The organism is Paraburkholderia acidiphila (assembly GCF_009789655.1).
GTDB classification, from domain to species: domain Bacteria; phylum Pseudomonadota; class Gammaproteobacteria; order Burkholderiales; family Burkholderiaceae; genus Paraburkholderia; species Paraburkholderia acidiphila.
Window position 1 is genome coordinate 2,202,873 of sequence record NZ_CP046909.1, and the last position, 18,510, is coordinate 2,221,382.

Genomic DNA, 18,510 nt, shown 5'->3' on the forward strand with positions numbered 1-18,510 from the left:
GATATAAGGACGGTTGCGGGCCTGTGGTTGGGGTAATTCCTCATCAGTTACAATAGCGCCTTTGGCGAACCGCCATCCCCCGATACAAAAAGCTTGCAGGAGCTGCCTGAATGACTCACGTTGTGACCGAAAGCTGCATCAAGTGCCGCTATACCGACTGCGTCGATGTGTGCCCGGTGGACTGCTTTCGCGAAGGTCCCAACTTCCTCGCGATCGACCCGGACGAGTGCATCGACTGCGCCGTGTGCGTTGCGGAATGCCCGGTGAACGCCATCTACGCCGAGGAAGACGTGCCCGGCGACCAGCAATCGTTCATCGAGCTGAATGCCGACCTCGCCAAGAGCTGGCCGAGCATCACCAAGACCAAGGCCCCGCTGCCGGAAGCCGACGAATTCAAGGACGTGAAGGACAAGCTCGCGCTTCTGGCCCGCTGATTGCACGTTAATCGCACGCCGGTCGCGCATTGCCCTTAAAGAGATAGCGACAGGGTATTGACAGGCTTAGCCATACCCCATAGAATCTCTTTCTCTGCTTTTGTTGATCCCCGATAGCTCAGTCGGTAGAGCGCCGGACTGTTAATCCGTAGGTCCCTGGTTCGAGCCCAGGTCGGGGAGCCAAGATTCGCAAAAGCCCGTTAATCACAACGGGCTTTTTTATGACGTAAAGCGTTGTAGCTGTATTGCTGTTCCCCGATAGCTCAGTCGGTAGAGCGCCGGACTGTTAATCCGTAGGTCCCTGGTTCGAGCCCAGGTCGGGGAGCCAAAATATCGAGGGGTTGCGTGTTTGCACGCAACCCCTTTTTCTTTTGCTGCGCGGGTTGCGCGCGCACCAATACCCTCCCTCAGGTCAAGCCGTCACAAGGCCAGTCAACATGCCGATAGCCACGCTGGTGTAGTATTACCAGGTGATACCCATCTGCAGGAACGGCCATGGCCACTTCCATCAAGCTTGACGAAGACCTCAAAGACCGCGTCCACCACATCGCCGGATTGCAGCATCGCTCGCCGCACGCCGTAATGCGCGAAGCCATCGCGCAGTACGTCGAACGCGAAGAAGCGCGGGAGCGCTTCAGGCAGGAAGCACTTGCCTCCTGGCAGCACTTCAAGGAAACCGGGCGGCACTTGAACGGTGACGAGGTCCGCGCGTGGCTGGATAGCTGGGGAACGGAGGACGAGAAGTCGGTGCCCGAGTGCCACGACTAATCGTCACCGAGCGCGCTGTCGAAGGTTTGGAACGCTGCCGGCGATTCCTCTCCCGCAAGGCACCGGAAGCAGCGCGACGCGCGGCACAAATCATCAGCCAGCAACTTCTCCATCTCGAAAAAACACCTGCAATTGGACGCCCAGTGGACGGGCCGCCCGAACTGCGCGAACTCGTGATTCCCTTCGGTGACTCGGGTTACGTGGCACTGTACTTGCACGACACAAACGACGATACCGTGTACGTGCTCGCGTTCCGCCATCAGCACGAAGCGGGCTATTAGGGCGGCGCAGATTGTCTATGCCGTCTCGCCCCGGCATCCCCCACCCTCCCCGATAATGTCGTTTCGTCATATTCGGGAATCCGCATGAAATCCGCCCGCCTTACTCCCCTGCTCGCTTGCGCGAGCCTCATCGTCTCGGCTGCCGCCCATGCCGAACAGATCGGCAGCGTGAACACCAATTTCCGCGTGACCGGTTCCGACAAAGTCGTCGTCGAAGCCTACGACGATCCGCAGGTGCAAGGCGTCACCTGCTATGTCTCCCGCGCACGCACGGGCGGGGTGAAGGGCACGCTCGGTATTGCGGAAGATCCGACCGAGGCATCGATCGCGTGCCGCCAGGTGGGACCGATCTCGTTCTCAGGCCCTCTCAAGCAGCAAGACGACGTCTTCAACGAGCGCATGTCGTTCCTCTTCAAGACGCTGCACGTCGTACGCGTGGTCGACGCGAAGCGCAACGCGCTCGTGTATCTGACCTACAGCGACCGCGTGGTGAGCGGCAGCGCCAAGAACAGCGTCACGGCCGTACCCGTGCCTGCGGGCACGACGATTCCGCTGCGCTAAACTGGGGATCTGAGCAGGATCCCTCACCATGACCGATTCCCGTTATCGAGATTCCGCCCGCTACTGGCGCACGCCGCTTCTGCCCGGCGCGGATCTCGTCACGGCCGAATACAACGAACACACGTTCGCGCCCCACTGGCACGAGGCCTACACGATCCCCGTGATCGAGGGCGGCGCGGAATGCTATCGCTATCGCGGCGCGCAGCATGTCGCCGAAACGGGCAGCGTGCCGGTCATCAACCCCGGCGAGCTCCATACGGGCTCGCGCGCCGCCGAGGAAGGCTGGAGCTATCGGGTGATGTACGTCCCGATCGACTTCCTGCACGAACTCGCCGGCGAAATCGCGGGTCGCGCGCAGCCGCTGCCGTGGTTCGAGCCGGAGGTGATCCACGATCTCGATCTCGCGCATCGGCTCTCTCGCGCGCACCGGCTGCTGGAAGCCGACGCCGACTGGCGGCGCGCCGCAGCCGTAGCGCAATCCAGCGCGAGCGCTGGCGTCGCGGCGCTTCCCGCGTCTTCCGCTGCGCCGGGTTCAGCGCAGTGCTCCGATCTGCTGGCCGTGGAAGGCGCCCTGCTCGACGCGCTCTCGACGCTGCTTACGCGCTACGGCCGCACGCGCGAGGCGGCGCTCAGGCACGGCCCGAACGATCCGCGCGTGGAAACCATGAAGGCGCTCCTCGCCGCCGATCTCGCCATGCCGTTGCGCGTAGCCGATCTCGCCCACGCAGTCGGCCTCTCGCCGTTTCACGCCACGCGGCTCTTCACGCAGACGACCGGGCTGCCGCCGCACGCGTGGCGCACGCAGTTGCGCCTGCAACGCGCGCTCGGCCCGCTGCGCGAAGGCGCCACGGTGGCCGATGTCGCCGCGGCAAGCGGCTTCACTGACCAGAGCCATTTCACGCGGCACTTCCGGCGTATGTTCGGCGTGCCGCCGGGGCGCTGGCAGTCGTCCTGAGCGCGCCGGGCCGCCGCGCGCCGCAAGAACGTACAAGCCACTCGCACGGCCGCCCGTTATGCTGTCCCCTTGTATCAGGAGGACAGTTTGACCACGCATCCCAACCGCTTCGCCGAATTCATCGCCGGCGCGCGCGACATGATCCCCATGATGATCGGCGCCGCGCCCTTTGGCGTGATCTTCGGCACGCTCGTCACCTCGGGCCCGCTTTCGCTCTGGCACGGCCAGTTCATGTCGCTCGCCGTGTTCGCCGGTTCCGCGCAGTTCATTGCGCTCGGGCTGATCGCCTCGCACGCGAGCTTCGCGGTCATTCTTGCCACCACGTTCATCGTGAACCTGCGGCATGTGCTGTACAGCGCGACGCTCGCCCCTTATGTCTCGCACCTGCCGCTGCGCTGGCGCCTCGTGCTGGGCGGCCTGCTCACCGACGAGGTGTTCGCCGTCGCCTGGGCGCATTTCCGCCGCCATCCGCCCGGCGACGACGTCTCGCCGTGGCATTTTCTCGGTTCGGGAGTCTCGATGTACCTGAACTGGCAGCTCTGGACCGCTGCCGGCCTGCTGTTCGGCGCGGCGTTCCCGGGCCTGCAGTCGCTCGGCCTCGACTTCGCGATGGTCGCGACCTTCATCGCCATCGTCGTGCCGCAGTTAGTTGCCGTGCGCTACCTCGCCGCCGCCGCCACCGCGGGCGCGCTCGCCTTTTTCTGGCAGGCCTGGCCGTACAAGCTCGGGCTGCTCGGCGCCGTGCTGGCGGGCGTGGTCGTGGGCGTCGTCCTCTCGCGCCCCGGTTCCTCGCGCGGCGCCCGCGCCGCAAGCGGGTCCTCCCGCAAACCCACCAACGTCCAACGCACCGCAGGAGCCGGGCAATGAACTACGTCGTCCTGATTCTCGGCATGGCCCTCATCACCCTGGTCATTCGCACGGCCGTGTTCGTGCTCGGCGACCGGCTGGTGTTTCCGCCGCTCGTGCGTACCGCGCTTGGCTTCGTGCCCGTCACCGTGCTCACGGCGATCATCGTGCCGATGGCGGTCTCGCCCCACGGCCAGGGCGCCGAGCTGACCTGGCGCAACCCGCAGCTCGTCGGCGCGCTCGCGGCCATTGTTGTCAGCGCGCTCACGAAGCGACCGCTGCTTACCATCGCGGTCGGGCTCGGCGTGTTCTTTCTCTGGCAAGGCGTCGTCCTGCGCTAGAGCGGTCCCTCGGCCCTTACGCTCAAGTTTCACCCCGGCGCGCCGTTAAACCCGTCAAGGCCTGCTCTGGCAGGCCACTGCTCGAACGGCGAGAGCACGCGAGAAGCGATAAGGATTACACCGGGGCAACCACAATGGGGCATATCACCCTCAATCTGAAGGATGAAACGCTTGCGTCGCTGCGCAAGGATTTCGAGGCGTTCCTGCGCGTCTCGCTCAAACTCGATCCGCAGTTCGCCACGCCGGAATTCGAGGATTACCTGCGCGCGAAGCTGCTCGACAACATGACGCCGCTCACGGAGCACGCCGTCCAGCGGCTCCTGCAAGGCGGCCAGTACGCGTGGGCCAAGCGCACGCTCGACAAGGAGTTCCCCGAGGTCGTCTCGATCCTGATGCGTCAGGCGGGCGAATTCGGTTTCGGCTTCGCGTCGCGGCCCGAATGGACTCCGGACGAACTCTCGAAGCAGTGCCGCGACTGGGCGGCCGCCATCGTGAGCGAAGCCCAGGGTGAAGAAGCGCTGGTCGATCCGCTGGCAGCGCAGATCAAGTCGGGTGTGCAGGACATCCAGGCGCTCGAAGAGTCGATGCAGACGCCCGCGTGGCGGCTCACCGAATCGCTGCGTCAGCGCGTATACGAAGCGAAGATCGGCTGCGAGCAGGCCAGCGGCAGCTTGGCGCGCGAGCGTTTGGGTGAACTGCGCGGGCTGCTGAGGCTCGGCGTCACGCATGGCGTGTTCCAGAAGCAGGAGGCGCAACAGATCATGGAATATCTGCGCCTGCTCAAGCCCGAGATATTCGTCGAGGAGCCCGACGACGTCTTCACGCGCCTGGCCGCGTGGCTGCGCAACTTCTTCATGCCGCCGCAGCGCGGCACCGCTCGGGAGCAAAGGCGCTAAGCGCCCCGCCAAGCGCGCCTCGCCGGGCGCGCCCCTCAGTCCCACATCTTCCTGAGCCTGGCGGCGATCTCGACCTTCGCCTGCGCGGCGGCGGCGAGTCCCGCCGCGCTCGGCGCGCCTGCCACGGGCGCGGGCGGCCATGCGCGCGATTCGAATAGCGGCAGCATGGGCGCCGCGATGAAGCGCGTGCGCGAGGCCCACACGTGCCGGTCGCCCGACGCCACCTGGTTGTGCACGTAAAAGCGCTGCGGCACGACGATGTGCAAATCCTCTTTCGCTCGCGTCATGGCCACGTAGAGTAGCCGCCGCTCCTCCTCCAGCTCCTCGTCGCTGCCCGCGCCGAGATCGGACGGTATGCAGCCGTCCACGCCGTTGAGCACGAACACGTTGCGCCACTCCTGCCCTTTCGCCGAATGGATCGTCGAGAGGATCAGATAGTCCTCGTCGAGCAGCGGATCGGCGGATTCGGCGCTCGTGGCGTCCGGCGGATCGAGCGTGAGTTCGGTGAGAAAACGCTCGCGCGAAGCGTAGGTGCTCGCAATGCTCTCCATCTGCAGCAAGTCGGCGAGCCGCACCTGGGCGTCCTCGTGATTGCGCTCGAGATGCGGCTCGTACCAGCGCCGCACGCGCTCGAACTCGGCCGGCCACGGTGTGGCGCGCATGGAGAGGCTGTCGATGAGCGAGGCGAACGCCGGCCAGTCGTCGGCCGCGCGCGGCGGCGGCGCGAAGGCCGCGAGCGCCTCGGCGGCGCGATACGCGCCCGTGCACGCGGCCACCTGGTCGAGCAGGCGAGCGGCGTTGGCGGGCCCGACGCCCGGCAGCAATTGCGTCACGCGAAAGCCCGCCACGCGATCGAGCGGATTCTCGGCCCAACGCAGCACCGCCAGCACGTCCTTCACGTGCGCGGCATCGAGAAAACGCAGTCCGCCGAATTTCACGAACGGGATATTGCGCCGCGCCAGTTCGATTTCGAGCGTGGCACTGTGGTGCGCCGCGCGAAACAGCACCGCCTGCTGCTTGAGCTTCATGCCCGCTTCGCGCGCCTCGAGAATCTGCTCGACGACGTAGTGTGCCTGGGTTGCCTCGTCGGCCACCGTGACGAGGCGCGGGCGCTGCTGCGAAGGACGGTCGGTCCACAGGTTCTTGGTGAAGCGCTCGGCGGCGGCGTCGATCACGGCGTTCGAGGCCGCGAGGATCGGCGCCGTCGAACGGTAGTTGCGCTCGAGCGTCACCTGGCGCGCTGGCGGATCGAACTGCGCCGGGAAGTCGAGAATGTTGCGCACCGTCGCGCCGCGAAACGAGTAGATCGCCTGGGCGTCGTCGCCGACCACGGTCAGGCCACGGCCGTCGGGCTTGAGCGCGAGCAGGATCGAGGCCTGCAGGCGGTTGGTGTCCTGGTATTCGTCGACGAGGATGTGATCGAAGCGGCCCGCGAGATCGGCGGCAATGGCGGGCTCCGCGGCCATGTGCGCCCAGTAGAGCAGGAGATCGTCATAGTCGAGGACGTTCTGCTTCTGTTTGGCGTCCACGTACGCCGCGAACAGCGCGCGCAGTTGCGGCTCCCATTCGAGGCACCACGAGAACGAACGGTTGAGCACGTTGGCGAGCGAGTCGCCCGTGTTGACCGCGCGCGAGTAAATCGCAAGGCAAGTCGATTTCGAGGGAAAGCGCTTTTCCTTCGCCGAGAATCCCAGCTCGTGGCGCACGAGATTCATGAGATCGGCGGAATCTTCGCGGTCGTTGATCGTGAACGCCGGCGAAAGGCCGATGTGATCCGCGTACTCGCGCAACAACCGGGCGCCTACACCGTGAAACGTGCCCGCCCAGTTGAGCCCTTGCGCGAGCACTGCGGCCGCGCCTGGCGCGCTGGCGGCGATGCGCGCCACGCGCCGCGTCATTTCCTGCGCGGCGCGGCGCGAAAACGTGAGCAGCAGGATGCGGTGCGGGTCGGCGCCGCCCGCGATCAGGTGCGCGACGCGGTGAGCCAGCGTGTTGGTCTTGCCCGACCCGGCGCCTGCGATCACGAGCAACGGGCCCGGCAGCGCCGAGCCCGGTGCGTAGCCCGCTTCGCCGCCGTGCTCGACGGCCTCGCGCTGCGCGTCGTTGAGTTTCGCGAGCCACGAAGCCACGAAATTGGCCGCGTCGGCACGCGCGTGGCTGGCGTCGGAGACGGAGGAATCGGCAACGGAAACAGTGGACACGGCGGGCGCTGGGACGATGAATATGGCGAATCGGAACGAAGCGACGCATACTGTATATCCATACACCCCGCATCCGCAAGCGCCTGATTCCATGGCGATCTGGCGGGATTTAACAACAACGCGGCGGCGCGTTTCAGCACGCGATGCGCTCTGGATTCATCAAGCGAAGCGGCGGCGTCCGTTACCGGACGCCGCCGCTCGTGGTCCTGCCAGGGACAGCGCCCAGGACGCGGGCGCTGTCTGCGTCGGCCGCGCGTTAGTGAGTTAGCGCGTTATTGCGACTGGCCGCCCTGCTGCTGGGCCGACATACCGCTCATCTGATCCTTCATTTCCGAATCGTTGGCCTGACGGTCGGCCTTGTGATTGATCTTCGCGTCCTTCACCTGCGCCTTGTACTGCGACTTCGCCTGCTTCTTCGCGTCGCTGTACTCTGCGTTCGCCGACTTCTTCGCGCTGCGGTATTCGGCATTGGCTGCGGCGTTCGCGTTGCGCTTTTGCACCAGCGGGTCGGCGGATTGCGGAGCGGTCAGCGCTTGCGGCGCGGGCGCGGGTTGCGCAATCCCGGCGGCCGCCGGCGCCCGGCTCGGCGCCTGCTCGGTCATCTGACCGGGCATTTGGCCAGGCGCGGCACCCGGCGCCATGGCCGGTGCGCCGGAAGGCGCCATCGTTGGGGCTTCGCCGGCCTGTGCCGCGCCCTGGGTCGCGTTTTGTGCATAAGCGCCCTGCGCGAATACGGCGGCAGTGGTCACGGTGGCAAAAGCGGCGGTAGCAGTGAGCAGCTTACGAATCTGGGTCATGGCGTATCCTCCTTGCAGTGGTTCCGAAGGCGCGATTGCAGCGGGCAAGCCGCCGTAAGCCGCGCCCCCGCTCGCTGGCGCCGCACCGGGCAAATCTGGGCGGCGCTGTCGATCCGGGTGAAACCATTTTGGTATGAAGATCGCCGTGAGGTCCCGCGACGTTACGCAACGTTTCATTTTCTGACGAATTCATAACATCTGGCCCCGAACTGCGACAGACGCTGCGACAAAGCCGCCATCGCGTATGATGCTCACCCTTCGCGCGCTTGCCGCACGCCTTTCGAACTCCACTCCGCCATGCCCAACCTCGATTTCACGCTGACCGGCGACTACGTCGAACTGCACAACCTCCTGAAGATCACTGGACTCGCCGACAGCGGCGGCTCGGCCAAACAGATCGTCGCCTCGGGCGCGGTGAAAGTCGACGGCGAAGTCGAGTTGCGCAAGACGTGCAAGATCCGCGCGGGCCAGGCCGTGCTGTTGGGCGACACGCGCATCGCCATCAAGGCGCACGAGTAACCGACTCCCGGACTTGCCTGCACGCGCCAGCTATGCACCAGATTTGAGCATCAGGATCGACAAGGTCGCTGTCTCGCAATAAGCTTTCAGTTTTGACAGACGAACCCTGCCGCGCGGCGCGCATTTCTCGCGCCGCTTGTTTTTCATGACTCGAACCACGCTCTCCCGCCGCGCCGTTTCCGCCCCGCCCACGCTGCGCCGCCATGCCGCCGACACCGCGCGCCTCGCCGGGCCGCTCGCGATCGCCCAGCTCTCGCAGATGGCGATGAGCGTGACCGACACAGTGCTGCTTGGCTCGCTCGGCGCCGACGCGCTCGCTGCGGGCGGCCTCGGCGCGAACATGTTCTTCGTCGTGGTGACCGTGCTGCAAGGCGTGCTGACCTCGGTCAGCGTGAGCGTCGCGCAGGCGCGCGGCGCCGATAACGAAAGCCACGTGCCGCACATCTACTGGACCGGCTTCGCGCTCTCCCTGCTACTTTCGGTGCCGGCGTTCGCGCTGCTCTCCTTCGCCGAGCCGATCCTGCGTGCGCTCGGCGAGCCGACGTTGCTTGCGCATCACATCGGCGAGTACACGGCCGTGTTGCGCTGGGGCGCACCCGCAAGCCTGATCGGCGTGGGGCTCATGCGCTCGTTCCTGCCCGCCATCGGCGCGGCGCGGCGTCTGCTGTGGGTGTCGATTGCGTGCGTGTTCATCAACGGCTTTCTCAACTACGGGCTGATCCACGGGGCGTGGAGCCTGCCGCGCCTCGGCTTTCTCGGCTCGGCGGTGGCCACCACGATCACCGTGTGGCTTACCGCGTTCGTGCTGATGGCGCTGCTGCACCTGCGGCCTTCGCACCAGCATTTCGTCGTCGCGCGCCGGCCCACGGCGCCGCTGATGGGCGAACTTTTCACGATCGGCTGGCCGGTTGCGATCACATACGCCGTCGAGGCGACGCTCTTTCTCGCCACCGGCCTGCTCGCGGGCCTGCTCGGCGAAACGCCGCTCGCGGCACACCAGATCGCCCTGAACGTGGCCTCCGTGACCTTCATGGTGCCGCTCGCGATCGGCCAGGCGGCCAATGTGCGCGTGGGTTACTGGTCCGGCGCGGGCGTGCCGCGCGCGGCGCGCCATGCGGGCTTTGTTGCGCTCGCGCTCGGCGTTGGCTTCATGACGCTCTCGGCGCTCGTGATGGTGCTCGCGCCGCACTGGATCGTCGGGCTCTACCTGCACCTCGACGACCCGGCCAACGCGCACACGGTCTCGCTCGCGGCGACGCTGCTCGGCGTCGCCGCGATCTTCCAGATCGTCGACGGCGCGCAGACCGTGGGTTCGGGGTGCCTGCGCGGCCTGAAGGACACGCGCGTGCCGATGCTCGCGGCCACCCTCGGCTACTGGGGCATCGGCTTTCCGCTCGGGTACGCGCTCGCGTTCCACTTCGGTCTTGGTGCGCTCGGGCTCTGGTACGGACTGGCGGCCGGGCTCACCACCGTCGCCGTACTCATGACGTGGCGCTTTCACCGCATGAGCCGGCGTGCGCAGGCTCACGCCGCGGCGCCTGGCCGCATTGCCTGAAGCGTTCACTTAACCCGCCGGGCCGTACCGGCGTATCCGGTTAAAATACGCGCCTGGCGCCGCGAGCGGCGTCCGTCCCACGAGGGCACGAACAGTCTGGAGACAACCGCGCCCCGCGAGCGCCGCCGGCCACCCCGGCTACGCCTGCCGCGCGCGGAGCAGTCGGGTCGCACGCATCGACGCCTCGCCACGATCCGACGCACAGCGCGACACCTCAGCGCTCAACACCAGCGGCCACGCCCAGCGCGCGTGCCGCTGAACTCCCGCGCCACGACATATAGCGAACCCACTCACGGACCACCCTTTCATGCTTGCCCCGATTACCCGACTCTTCCCGCTCTGGGCCGTTCTCGTTTCGTTGCTGGCCTATTTCGATCCGGGCCTTGTCGCGCCGATCGCGCCGCATGTCACGACGCTCCTGATGATCATCATGCTGGCGATGGGCGTCACTCTCTCGTTCGCCGACTTTCAGCGCGTCTTCACGCGGCCCGCACCGGTCGCGGCAGGCATCTTCCTGCATTACCTCGTCATGCCGCTCGCCGCCTGGGCGATCGCCAAGGTGCTGCGCATGCCGCCCGATCTCACGGCAGGCATGGTGCTCGTGGGCAGCGTGGCGAGCGGCACTGCATCCAACGTGATGATCTATCTCGCGCGCGGCGACGTCGCGCTTTCAGTGACGATCAGCGCGCTTTCCACCCTGGTCGGCGTGTTCGCCACGCCGCTGCTCACGCGCCTGTATGTCGATGCGTCGATCGTCGTCGACGTGCGCGGCATGCTCATGAGCATCCTGCAGATCGTCGGCCTGCCGATCGTCATCGGCCTGATCGTCAACCGGCTCGCGGGCGGCCTCGTGCGCCGCGTCGAGCCCCTGCTGCCGCTCGTCTCCATGGTGTCGATCCTCGCGATCATCGCCGCCGTGGTGGGCGGCACGCATGCGAGCATCGCCACGGTCGGTCCGCTCGTCGCGCTCGGCGTGGTGCTGCACAACGGCATCGGCCTGCTTGGCGGCTACTGGGGCGGGCGTCTGCTCGGCTTCGACGAGTCGGTGTGCCGCACGCTCGCCATCGAAGTGGGCATGCAGAACTCGGGACTCGCCGCGACGCTCGGCAAGCTCTACTTCTCGCCGCTCGCGGCCCTGCCGGGCGCGCTGTTCTCGGTGTGGCACAACCTCTCGGGCTCGGTGCTCGCGGGCTACTGGGCCGGCAAGCCGGCGCGCGGCAGCGCACGCGATGCGCAACGCGCCGCGAACGCTTCGCCCGAGCGCGGTTGATCAAACGCCGTGGCGAGTCGCCGGGCCACGCACCGGCGCTTACGCAACTCGCTCCTCCGGTGGGTGGCTTCGCGCCCCCGCCAGCCTGCGCGGCGCACGCCGCGCCAGCCTCACCTGCAGCCATGCCCGCAGCCTCGCGAAGCGCCATTCGCGCGGCTGCGCCAGAGGCTCGACCTCGCATCGCACTTCGACGCGCACCGCTTCCCGCCATCCACTGATGCGCGCCCGCTCGCCGCGCGCAAGCGGCAGCGCTTCGCCGGGTTCGAGCCAGTAGTCCCCGGCGTCGCCCTCGACCGTCATCCACACGCGGCCTTGGAGTGGCGTCACCACGCCGCCCTGCGTCACGCGAATCGTGCGGCAAGCGTCACACGGCACCCACAGCACGAACGCGTCTGCGAAATCTGCGTGGGTATCCACGCGCGTTCCCGCTCTCATTGCACTCTCCCGTCGTCCAGAATGCGCGCAGTGTCGCGCCGCCAGCGCCGCGGACGTTTCCGGCCGCGCTGAAACGTCAGTTGCATGCGGCCCGAAAATTGCGACGGCAGGTTGCCAGCCGCCGCAGGCCCAGCCGGCCGCTTCTCGTAGAATCGTCGTGAAGCCGTGCAATGAAAACGAACCTTCACGCGGAGGCCCGTCATGGAGAATCCGCTTGCCCGCGCATCCCGCCCCATCCGAAGCCGTTATGCGACACATGACGAAACCCTGCGCCTCGCCGCGCGCGCCCATCGTTGCGCGGTATGCCTCGCTGTATGCCCTCTTCGCGCTCGCTTGCCTCGCGCTGGTCGCCGGCTGCGCGACACGCCCGCCCGCCACCGATTACCCGCGCCAGACGAGCGCGGCGCTGACGGCCCCGGAAGCCAGCGCCACGCCGCTTGGCGCCGCCCTCGCCGCACCCGAAGCCGCGCATCCGGGCGAATCGGGCTTTCGCCTGCTCGCCACCGGCCCGGACTCGCTGCAAATGCGCATCGCGCTCGCGCGCGCAGCGACGAAAACGCTCGACATGCAGTACTACATCGCCAACGAGGACACCACCGGCAAGCTGCTGCTAGGCTCGGCGCTCTATGCGGCCGATCGCGGCGTGCGCGTGCGCATGCTGGTGGACGACCTGAATTTCCACGACATCGACCAGTTGATGGCCGCGCTCAACAGCCATCCGAACATCCAGATCCGCGTGTTCAATCCTTACGGCAGCACGAGCGAGTCGATGTACCTGCGCACGCGCAACTTCTTCACGAACGTCGACCAGTTCACGCGGCGCATGCACAACAAGGCGACGATCGTCGACAACGAGATGGCGATCGTCGGCGGCCGCAATCTCGGCGACGAGTATTTCAACGCCAGCCCGACGATCGACTTCCGCGACCTGGACGTGCTCACGGCCGGGCCGGTCGCGCAAAGCGTATCGGCGAGCTTCGACGAGTACTGGAACTGTTCGATCTCGTACCCCTTGAGCGTGCTCAATCATCAGAAGTTCGACGCGCACGATCTCGACACCGCGCGCGACGACCTGCGCAAGCACTGGCGCGAGAGCGCCGAGCCTTACAACGCCAAGCCGCTCAACGCCACGCCGCTCGCGCAGCAAATCACGGGCAACACGCTCGGGCTCGTCTGGGCGAAATGGGAATTCGTGGCGGACTCGCCCGGCAAGATCGCGGGCAGCGAAAAGGGCGAGCTGGGCGACGCCATGCGCTCGCTGCTCGATCGCATCCATCAGGCGCAAAGCAGCGTGCTGGTGTTCTCGCCGTACTTCGTGCCGCACGACACGGGCGTGCAGACCCTCCGCACGCTCACCTCGCACGGCGTGCGCGTGGCGATCCTCACCAATTCGCTCGCCGCCACCGACGCCGTCGCGGTGCAGGCCGGCTACAGCCCTTATCGCGTGCCGCTGCTCGAGGCCGGCGTCGAGCTCTACGAGTTCAAGCCGCAGCAGCCCGAGCACACCGACCAGCGGCGCTTCGGCGTGGTCGGTTCGCGCTCGCGCGCGAGCCTGCACGCCAAGGCGTACGTGATCGACGACAACACGCTCGTGATCGGCTCGCTCAATCTCGATCCGCGCTCGGCGCACCTGAACACCGAGCTTGCGCTCACCGTGGAGAGTCCGCCGATCGCCCACCAGGTCGCGGACCTGTTCAAGCGCGCGACGTCGCCGCAAGTGAGCTACCACGTGACGCTGGCGACGCCCGCGCAACTGGCGCAGCTGCAGGGCACGACGATCAACTCGCCGCTCGTCTGGACCGACGAGGAGAACGGCATGATGCGCACCTACAACCTCGACCCTGGTGCGGGTTTCTACAGAAATGTCCTAACCGGGCTATTCTTGCTGTTGCCGGTCGACAGCCAGTTGTGAAGCACCTTGTAAGCAGGACTTGAGCTAACGGCCGCGCAAGATCGCTTGATTTACGTCGTATCGTCCGCCGTCGAGCCAGCCGCGAAGCCGCCTTCAGCGCCATGCGCGTCGCGCCTTCGCAACGGCCGCGCACGCGAGCAGCGCCGCGCCGCCGCAGCCCAGCCACCACGCGGATCCGAACCCGTCACGAAAGCGGCGCCCTCGCACGCACTCCACACAGCGCGAGCAGAAGGCGCCGCCTCAATCACCGGAGTATCAAATGACCGCAAGCAACGAAAACGTCCGCATGGAGCGCGACACGTTCGGCGAGATCGCCGTGCCCGCCCAGCAGCTTTGGGGCGCGCAAACGCAGCGATCCCTGCAGAACTTCCGCATCTCCACCGAAAAGCAGTCGCCGGAACTGATCACCGCGCTCGCGACGATCAAGCGCGCCGCCGCCGAAGTGAATCTCTCGTTGGGCGTGCTCGACGAGACCAAGGCGAAAGCAATCATGCAAGCCGCCGATGAGATCATCGCGGGCAAGCATGCCGGCGAATTCCCTCTCGCGGTGTGGCAAACGGGCTCCGGCACGCAGACCAACATGAACCTCAACGAGGTGATTGCGAACCGCGCGAGCGAGATTCTGGGTGGCGAGCGCGGCGAGGCGCGCAAGGTGCATCCGAACGACGACGTGAACCGCGGCCAGTCCTCCAACGACGTGTTCCCGACCGCGATGCACGTGGCCGCCGCCTACGGCATCGTCAAGCATTTGCTGCCGGCGCTCAAGACGCTGCGCGATACGCTCGATACCAAGGCCAAAGCCTTTGCCGACATCGTGAAGATCGGCCGCACGCACCTGCAGGACGCCACGCCGCTTACGCTCGGCCAGGAGTTCTCGGGCTATGTCGCGCAGCTCGACCACGGCATCAAGCACGTGGAATCTTCGTTGCCGCATCTGTACGAACTCGCGCAGGGCGGCACAGCCGTGGGCACGGGCCTGAACGCGCATCCGCAGTTCGCGCACAAGGTCGCGGAAAGTATTGCGAAGCTCACGGGCGTGCCCTTCGTCACCGCGCCCAACAAGTTCGAAGTGATGGCCGCCGCCGACGCGCTCGTGTTCGCGCACGGGGCGCTTAAAACCGTGGCCGCGAGCCTCATGAAGATCGCCAACGACATTCGCTGGCTCGCAAGCGGCCCGCGCTGCGGTTTGGGCGAACTGTCGATTCCCGAAAACGAGCCGGGCAGCTCGATCATGCCGGGCAAAGTGAACCCTACGCAGTCCGAAGCAGTGACGATGCTGTGTTGCCAGGTGTTCGGCAACGACGTGGCCGTGAACATGGGCGGCGCGAGCGGCAACTTCGAACTGAACGTGTTCCGCCCGATGATCGCGCACAACGTGCTGCAGTCCATCCGCATGCTCGCCGACGGCGCGCTCAGCTTCAACGATCACTGCGCGGTGGGGATCGAACCGAACCGCTCGCGCATCGACACGCTGCTCAACGAGTCGCTCATGCTCGTGACGGCGCTCAATCCGCACATCGGCTATGACAAGGCCGCGCAGATCGCGAAGAAGGCGCACAAGGAAGGCACCACGCTCAAGGCCGCAGCACTCGCGCTCGGCCACGTGACCGAGCAGCAGTTCGACGAATGGGTGAAGCCCGGCGAGATGGTGGGCGACGCGAAGAAATAAGCCTTGTTTGAAGGGCTGAAATGCACGACGGGCGGCGAGGTTCACACCTTCGCCGCCCGTTTTTACATGCAGCCGCAACGGCGCGCATGCGCATCAAACCTGCCCTTTCGCCACTTCCTCGGGCTTGAGTTCGACGATCGCGTCGAGCGCTTCCTTCACGTCGAGCGCGTATTTCGCGAGACGCTTCTGCTCGTCCGTTTCCGGCACGTACGTCGGCACGGGAATCGGATTGCCGTTTTCGTCGACGGCCACGAACACGATCAGGCAATCGGTGGTGAGGCGCAGCTGGCCGCTCTTCGGATCGCCGGCGTGGACGGTAATATGGATGTGCATCGACGTGCGGCCCGTGGCGACCACGCGCGCGCGCAGCTCGACCATGTTGCCGACGAGAATCGGCCGGCGAAAGCGGATGTTGCCCACGCTCACCGTCACGCAATAGCGGCCGGACCAGACCGCGGCGCACGCGTACGCCGTCTCGTCGATCCATTTCATCAGCGCACCGCCGTGCACTTTGCCGCCGAAGTTCACCGAAGTCGGCTCGGCGAGGAACCGGAACGTCGTTTCTGAACGGTCCAGCGGCTGGGTAGGCGTCTTCATCTCGGCTTGGCTCATGGCGATTACCGCATACGGCGGCCCGTATCGTATTGTGGGTATGGAGGCGTCGATTATACGAGTGCAATAAGACAGACAGTCGCAGCCGCTTGCGAAACACCCTCCGCGATTGATTTAGCTCGCCGCGAATCGCGCCCGATATTCGAGCGGCAGCACGCCATAGCACCGCTCGAACGCGCGCCGCAGATTCTGCTCGGTGCCAAAACCACAATCGGCCGCAATGCGCTTGAGCGGCCGGCGCGACTGCGCAAGCGCGTGCGCGGCGGCCTCTACGCGCATCGCCGCGACCGTGCGCGCCGGCGTGCGACCCATCGCGTCGACATAGCGGCGCGCAAAGGTACGCGGGCTCATACGCGCTTCCTCGGCCAGGCGCTCGACGCTCAGCTCGCCGTGCAGGTTGGCGGCCATCCAGCCGTGCAACGCGTCGAACTCCCCGCCCGAGGTGGCTTGCGCCGCGAGCGCCTCGCTGAACTGCGACTGGCCGCCGGGCCGCTTCATGAACACGACGAGGCGGCGCGCCGCCTGCATCGCGACCGCATGGCCGCAGTCCTCCTCGATCAGCGCGAGCGCGAGATCGATGCCCGCCGTCACGCCCGCAGACGTCCAGACCACGCGGCCGTCGCGCTCGTCGCGGATGAAGATCGGCTCGGGATCGACTTCGACGCGGGGAAAACGCCGCGCGAGCTGGGCCGCGTTGCGCCAGTGCGTGGCGGCGCGCCGGCCGTCGAGCAGCCCCGCCGCGGCGAGATAGAACGCGCCCGTGCAGACCGACGCAACGCGGCGTGCATGCGGCGCGGCTGCCGCGATCCACGCGACGAGTTCGGGCTGCAGCGCCGTGGTGTCGTCGATGGGGACGCCGGGCACGATCAGCGTGTCGATCGTGGCGGGGTCGAGCGTGTCGAGCCGCTCGGTGACGATAGGCATGCCCGCGAAGGTCGGCAGCACGCCGCCAGCGACCGAGGCAAGCGTCGTGCGGTAAGCGCAAGGCTCGGCACCGCTTGCACTACCGCTCGTGCCGCTGGCCGCGCGCAGCGCCAGCTCGGCGCGCCAGAACGCCTCGACGGGGCCGCAGGCGTCGAGCAGCACGAGCTCGGGCGCGACGGCAAATACGACGTGGCGTGCAGCGGCGGGGGAAGACGGTTGAAACGACATGACGGCGAACTCGATGCAGACGAAGTCTGACCATCATCGCACGCGCGCAGTTGGCAGTCAGGTCAAAGAAACATCAAATTCTGCCAGCCAATCTACCGCGACGACGGTATGCCTTTGGCCGCTCACTTATGGAACGTGACGCCTTCGTCGATCGTGCCGTACATCGTTATGCCGCTCGCGCTGTTCGACGACGGCATGGAACCGCCTGCACAGGCGGCGCACAAGGCGGCGAGCGCGACGGCGGCGAAAAGAGCCAGGAAGCGTTTCATAAAGGGCAAACCAATTGCGTGAATAAACGATTTTAGCGCGGCGATCCTGCGCGCCGCAGTCTGTACCGCAGCACGCGCGACACGGTTCCCCGTCGAGCGGCTGCAATCGACACTTCATCGCAGACTGAAACGTCGAATACCGTATTTCGCTAGAGTAACGGTGTGGGCAAAATCCGCCGCTATCGCAAGCCTTGAAGGAGCCGCCATGAACCTCCCTGCCACCGACGAATCGAGCCACTTCCCGGGCCTTGCGCGCGTTGCCGCGCTGCTCGCCGATCCCGGCCGCGCCGCCATGCTGTGGGCGCTCATGGACGGCAGCGCGCGGCCCGCGGGCGAACTCACGATGATCGCGGGCCTTTCGCCTTCGGCGGCGAGCGGCCACCTCGCTCGCCTGACCGACGGCGGCCTGCTCGCGCTCGACGTGCGCGGCCGCCACCGGTACTACCGGATCGCCAACCCCGAGATCGCGGCAGCGATCGAAGCGCTCATGAACGTCGCGCATGTGTCCAATGTCGTCGCTTCGCTGCGCCCGCCAACCCGCCCCGCGCGCACGGTGCCGCTGGAGATGCGCCATGCCCGCACCTGTTACGACCACATGGCCGGCGAAGTGGCCGTACAGGTATTCGAGCGCCTCGTGGACGGCGGCCTGCTCGTGCGCGACGGCGACACGCTCGACGCCACACCCGAGGGCGCGGCGCACCTCGCGACCTGGGGCGTGGATGTGGCAACGCTGCGCGCACGGCGGCGGCGCTTTGCCTGCACCTGTCTCGACTGGAGTGAGCGCAGGCCGCACCTGGGCGGCGCGCTCGGTGCGGCGCTGCTCGATTCGTGGACGCACAGCGGCTGGATCGAGCGCACGAGCCGCCCGCGTGTGCTGCGCATCACGCCGAAGGGTCAGCACGAATTCGATGCGCTCGTCGGCGCATGAAACACTTCGCGCGCGGGGCAAATTAACTGACAAATACCCAACAAAATCGCTGATTTCGCGCGTAAAAGCGCGCGCTTCGCCGGCGGCCACACGTTCTGTTACATCTGCT

General features: G+C 66.5%; 20 protein-coding genes and 2 tRNA genes. 16 read left to right on the forward strand and 6 right to left on the reverse strand.

The window, feature by feature from the left end; translation table 11 throughout:
* Positions 1-110 precede the first annotated feature (110 nt).
* From fdxA to FAZ97_RS09940, 10 genes are all read left to right on the forward strand, one after another.
* Positions 111-434: a ferredoxin FdxA gene (fdxA, locus tag FAZ97_RS09895; protein ID WP_158758280.1), complete on the forward strand. Its 324-nt coding sequence runs from the start codon at positions 111-113 to the stop codon at positions 432-434.
* 107 nt (positions 435-541) lie between these two features.
* A tRNA-Asn gene (locus tag FAZ97_RS09900) sits at positions 542-617 on the forward strand.
* 69 nt (positions 618-686) lie between these two features.
* Positions 687-762 (forward strand) — tRNA-Asn (locus FAZ97_RS09905).
* A gap of 167 nt (positions 763-929) precedes the next feature.
* Positions 930-1,202, forward strand: a complete 273-nt coding sequence (locus tag FAZ97_RS09910; protein ID WP_158758281.1) for a CopG family ribbon-helix-helix protein — start codon at positions 930-932, stop codon at positions 1,200-1,202.
* The gene (locus FAZ97_RS09915) at positions 1,190-1,483 is read left to right on the forward strand and encodes a type II toxin-antitoxin system RelE/ParE family toxin (RefSeq protein WP_158758282.1); all 294 of its coding nucleotides are present in this window, start codon (positions 1,190-1,192) and stop codon (positions 1,481-1,483) included. The genes FAZ97_RS09910 and FAZ97_RS09915 overlap by 13 nt, the downstream gene beginning before the upstream one ends.
* 84 nt (positions 1,484-1,567) lie before the next feature.
* Positions 1,568-2,044: a CreA family protein gene (locus FAZ97_RS09920; RefSeq protein ID WP_158758283.1), complete on the forward strand. Its 477-nt coding sequence runs from the start codon at positions 1,568-1,570 to the stop codon at positions 2,042-2,044.
* A 28-nt stretch (positions 2,045-2,072) separates the two neighbouring features.
* The gene (locus tag FAZ97_RS09925) at positions 2,073-2,999 is read left to right on the forward strand and encodes an AraC family transcriptional regulator (protein WP_158758284.1); all 927 of its coding nucleotides are present in this window, start codon (positions 2,073-2,075) and stop codon (positions 2,997-2,999) included.
* Positions 3,000-3,137: 138 nt separating this feature from the next.
* Positions 3,138-3,866 (forward strand): AzlC family ABC transporter permease, encoded by a 729-nt coding sequence (locus FAZ97_RS09930; RefSeq protein ID WP_158759124.1) that lies wholly within the window; start codon positions 3,138-3,140, stop codon positions 3,864-3,866.
* Positions 3,863-4,186, forward strand: a complete 324-nt coding sequence (locus FAZ97_RS09935; RefSeq protein WP_158758285.1) for an AzlD domain-containing protein — start codon at positions 3,863-3,865, stop codon at positions 4,184-4,186. Before FAZ97_RS09930 ends, FAZ97_RS09935 begins: the two co-directional genes overlap by 4 nt.
* Before the next feature lie 134 nt (positions 4,187-4,320).
* The gene (locus FAZ97_RS09940; RefSeq protein ID WP_158758286.1) at positions 4,321-5,082 is read left to right on the forward strand and encodes a DUF4088 family protein; all 762 of its coding nucleotides are present in this window, start codon (positions 4,321-4,323) and stop codon (positions 5,080-5,082) included.
* 35 nt (positions 5,083-5,117) lie between these two features.
* Here FAZ97_RS09940 and FAZ97_RS09945 read toward each other — a convergent pair whose 3' ends face one another.
* Together FAZ97_RS09945 and FAZ97_RS09950 are read right to left on the reverse strand one after the other, a co-directional pair.
* Positions 5,118-7,376 (reverse strand): ATP-dependent helicase, encoded by a 2,259-nt coding sequence (locus FAZ97_RS09945; protein WP_158758287.1) that lies wholly within the window; start codon positions 7,374-7,376, stop codon positions 5,118-5,120.
* Positions 7,377-7,555: 179 nt separating this feature from the next.
* Positions 7,556-8,080 (reverse strand): hypothetical protein, encoded by a 525-nt coding sequence (locus FAZ97_RS09950; RefSeq protein WP_158758288.1) that lies wholly within the window; start codon positions 8,078-8,080, stop codon positions 7,556-7,558.
* Positions 8,081-8,377: 297 nt separating this feature from the next.
* On the opposite strand from FAZ97_RS09950, the gene FAZ97_RS09955 reads away from it, so the two are divergent.
* The 3 genes from FAZ97_RS09955 to panS all read left to right on the forward strand — a co-directional run bounded on the left by FAZ97_RS09955 (position 8,378) and on the right by panS (position 11,424).
* Positions 8,378-8,599 (forward strand): RNA-binding S4 domain-containing protein, encoded by a 222-nt coding sequence (locus FAZ97_RS09955; RefSeq protein WP_158758289.1) that lies wholly within the window; start codon positions 8,378-8,380, stop codon positions 8,597-8,599.
* Positions 8,600-8,744: 145 nt separating this feature from the next.
* Positions 8,745-10,154, forward strand: a complete 1,410-nt coding sequence (locus tag FAZ97_RS09960) for an MATE family efflux transporter (protein ID WP_158758290.1) — start codon at positions 8,745-8,747, stop codon at positions 10,152-10,154.
* A 307-nt stretch (positions 10,155-10,461) separates the two neighbouring features.
* Positions 10,462-11,424 carry a ketopantoate/pantoate/pantothenate transporter PanS gene (panS, locus tag FAZ97_RS09965; protein ID WP_158758291.1) on the forward strand — a complete coding sequence of 321 codons (963 nt, stop codon included), beginning with the start codon at positions 10,462-10,464 and terminating at the stop codon, positions 11,422-11,424.
* Positions 11,425-11,463: 39 nt separating this feature from the next.
* On the opposite strand, the gene FAZ97_RS09970 is transcribed toward panS, so the two are convergent.
* Entirely contained in the window at positions 11,464-11,841 is a 378-nt protein-coding gene (locus FAZ97_RS09970) for a DUF2917 domain-containing protein (protein ID WP_158758292.1), read from the reverse strand.
* A 274-nt stretch (positions 11,842-12,115) separates the two neighbouring features.
* Between FAZ97_RS09970 and FAZ97_RS09975 the strand changes: the two genes are divergently transcribed.
* Positions 12,116-13,771 carry a phospholipase D family protein gene (locus tag FAZ97_RS09975; protein ID WP_407671756.1) on the forward strand — a complete coding sequence of 552 codons (1,656 nt, stop codon included), beginning with the start codon at positions 12,116-12,118 and terminating at the stop codon, positions 13,769-13,771.
* Positions 13,772-14,030: 259 nt separating this feature from the next.
* Positions 14,031-15,440, forward strand: coding sequence for a class II fumarate hydratase (gene fumC, locus FAZ97_RS09980; RefSeq protein ID WP_158758294.1), 1,410 nt, complete (start codon positions 14,031-14,033; stop codon positions 15,438-15,440).
* A gap of 93 nt (positions 15,441-15,533) precedes the next feature.
* Here fumC and FAZ97_RS09985 read toward each other — a convergent pair whose 3' ends face one another.
* The 3 genes from FAZ97_RS09985 to FAZ97_RS35195 all read right to left on the reverse strand — a co-directional run bounded on the left by FAZ97_RS09985 (position 15,534) and on the right by FAZ97_RS35195 (position 17,473).
* Positions 15,534-16,037: an acyl-CoA thioesterase gene (locus FAZ97_RS09985; protein ID WP_069262939.1), complete on the reverse strand. Its 504-nt coding sequence runs from the start codon at positions 16,035-16,037 to the stop codon at positions 15,534-15,536.
* A 129-nt stretch (positions 16,038-16,166) separates the two neighbouring features.
* Positions 16,167-17,204, reverse strand: a complete 1,038-nt coding sequence (locus tag FAZ97_RS09990) for a GlxA family transcriptional regulator (RefSeq protein WP_158758295.1) — start codon at positions 17,202-17,204, stop codon at positions 16,167-16,169.
* 122 nt (positions 17,205-17,326) lie between these two features.
* A complete protein-coding gene (locus FAZ97_RS35195; protein ID WP_199272050.1) occupies positions 17,327-17,473 on the reverse strand; it encodes a hypothetical protein in 147 nt (48 codons plus the stop codon).
* A gap of 205 nt (positions 17,474-17,678) precedes the next feature.
* Here FAZ97_RS35195 and FAZ97_RS09995 point away from each other — a divergent pair, with 205 nt between their 5' ends.
* On the forward strand, positions 17,679-18,401 hold the full coding sequence (locus tag FAZ97_RS09995; protein ID WP_158758296.1) for an ArsR/SmtB family transcription factor: 723 nt from the start codon (positions 17,679-17,681) through the stop codon (positions 18,399-18,401).
* Positions 18,402-18,510 lie beyond the last annotated feature (109 nt).

Excerpts from the sequence above, each read along its gene's own strand:
- FAZ97_RS09935 (WP_158758285.1), top strand. The coding sequence starts at position 3,863 with ATGAACTACGTCGTCCTGATTCTCGGCATGGCCCTCATCACCCTGGTC.
- FAZ97_RS09925 (WP_158758284.1), top strand. The coding sequence starts at position 2,073 with ATGACCGATTCCCGTTATCGAGATTCCGCCCGCTACTGGCGCACGCCG.
- fdxA (WP_158758280.1), top strand. The coding sequence starts at position 111 with ATGACTCACGTTGTGACCGAAAGCTGCATCAAGTGCCGCTATACCGAC.
- fumC (WP_158758294.1), top strand. The coding sequence starts at position 14,031 with ATGACCGCAAGCAACGAAAACGTCCGCATGGAGCGCGACACGTTCGGC.
- FAZ97_RS09990 (WP_158758295.1), bottom strand. The coding sequence starts at position 17,204 with ATGTCGTTTCAACCGTCTTCCCCCGCCGCTGCACGCCACGTCGTATTT.
- FAZ97_RS09920 (WP_158758283.1), top strand. The coding sequence starts at position 1,568 with ATGAAATCCGCCCGCCTTACTCCCCTGCTCGCTTGCGCGAGCCTCATC.
- FAZ97_RS09930 (WP_158759124.1), top strand. The coding sequence starts at position 3,138 with ATGATCCCCATGATGATCGGCGCCGCGCCCTTTGGCGTGATCTTCGGC.
- FAZ97_RS09995 (WP_158758296.1), top strand. The coding sequence starts at position 17,679 with ATGAACCTCCCTGCCACCGACGAATCGAGCCACTTCCCGGGCCTTGCG.
- FAZ97_RS09940 (WP_158758286.1), top strand. The coding sequence starts at position 4,321 with ATGGGGCATATCACCCTCAATCTGAAGGATGAAACGCTTGCGTCGCTG.
- FAZ97_RS09910 (WP_158758281.1), top strand. The coding sequence starts at position 930 with ATGGCCACTTCCATCAAGCTTGACGAAGACCTCAAAGACCGCGTCCAC.
- FAZ97_RS09985 (WP_069262939.1), bottom strand. The coding sequence starts at position 16,037 with ATGAAGACGCCTACCCAGCCGCTGGACCGTTCAGAAACGACGTTCCGG.
- FAZ97_RS09950 (WP_158758288.1), bottom strand. The coding sequence starts at position 8,080 with ATGACCCAGATTCGTAAGCTGCTCACTGCTACCGCCGCTTTTGCCACC.
- panS (WP_158758291.1), top strand. The coding sequence starts at position 10,462 with ATGCTTGCCCCGATTACCCGACTCTTCCCGCTCTGGGCCGTTCTCGTT.
- FAZ97_RS09975 (WP_407671756.1), top strand. The coding sequence starts at position 12,116 with ATGACGAAACCCTGCGCCTCGCCGCGCGCGCCCATCGTTGCGCGGTAT.
- FAZ97_RS09945 (WP_158758287.1), bottom strand. The coding sequence starts at position 7,376 with ATGGAATCAGGCGCTTGCGGATGCGGGGTGTATGGATATACAGTATGC.
- FAZ97_RS35195 (WP_199272050.1), bottom strand. The coding sequence starts at position 17,473 with ATGAAACGCTTCCTGGCTCTTTTCGCCGCCGTCGCGCTCGCCGCCTTG.
- FAZ97_RS09960 (WP_158758290.1), top strand. The coding sequence starts at position 8,745 with ATGACTCGAACCACGCTCTCCCGCCGCGCCGTTTCCGCCCCGCCCACG.
- FAZ97_RS09955 (WP_158758289.1), top strand. The coding sequence starts at position 8,378 with ATGCCCAACCTCGATTTCACGCTGACCGGCGACTACGTCGAACTGCAC.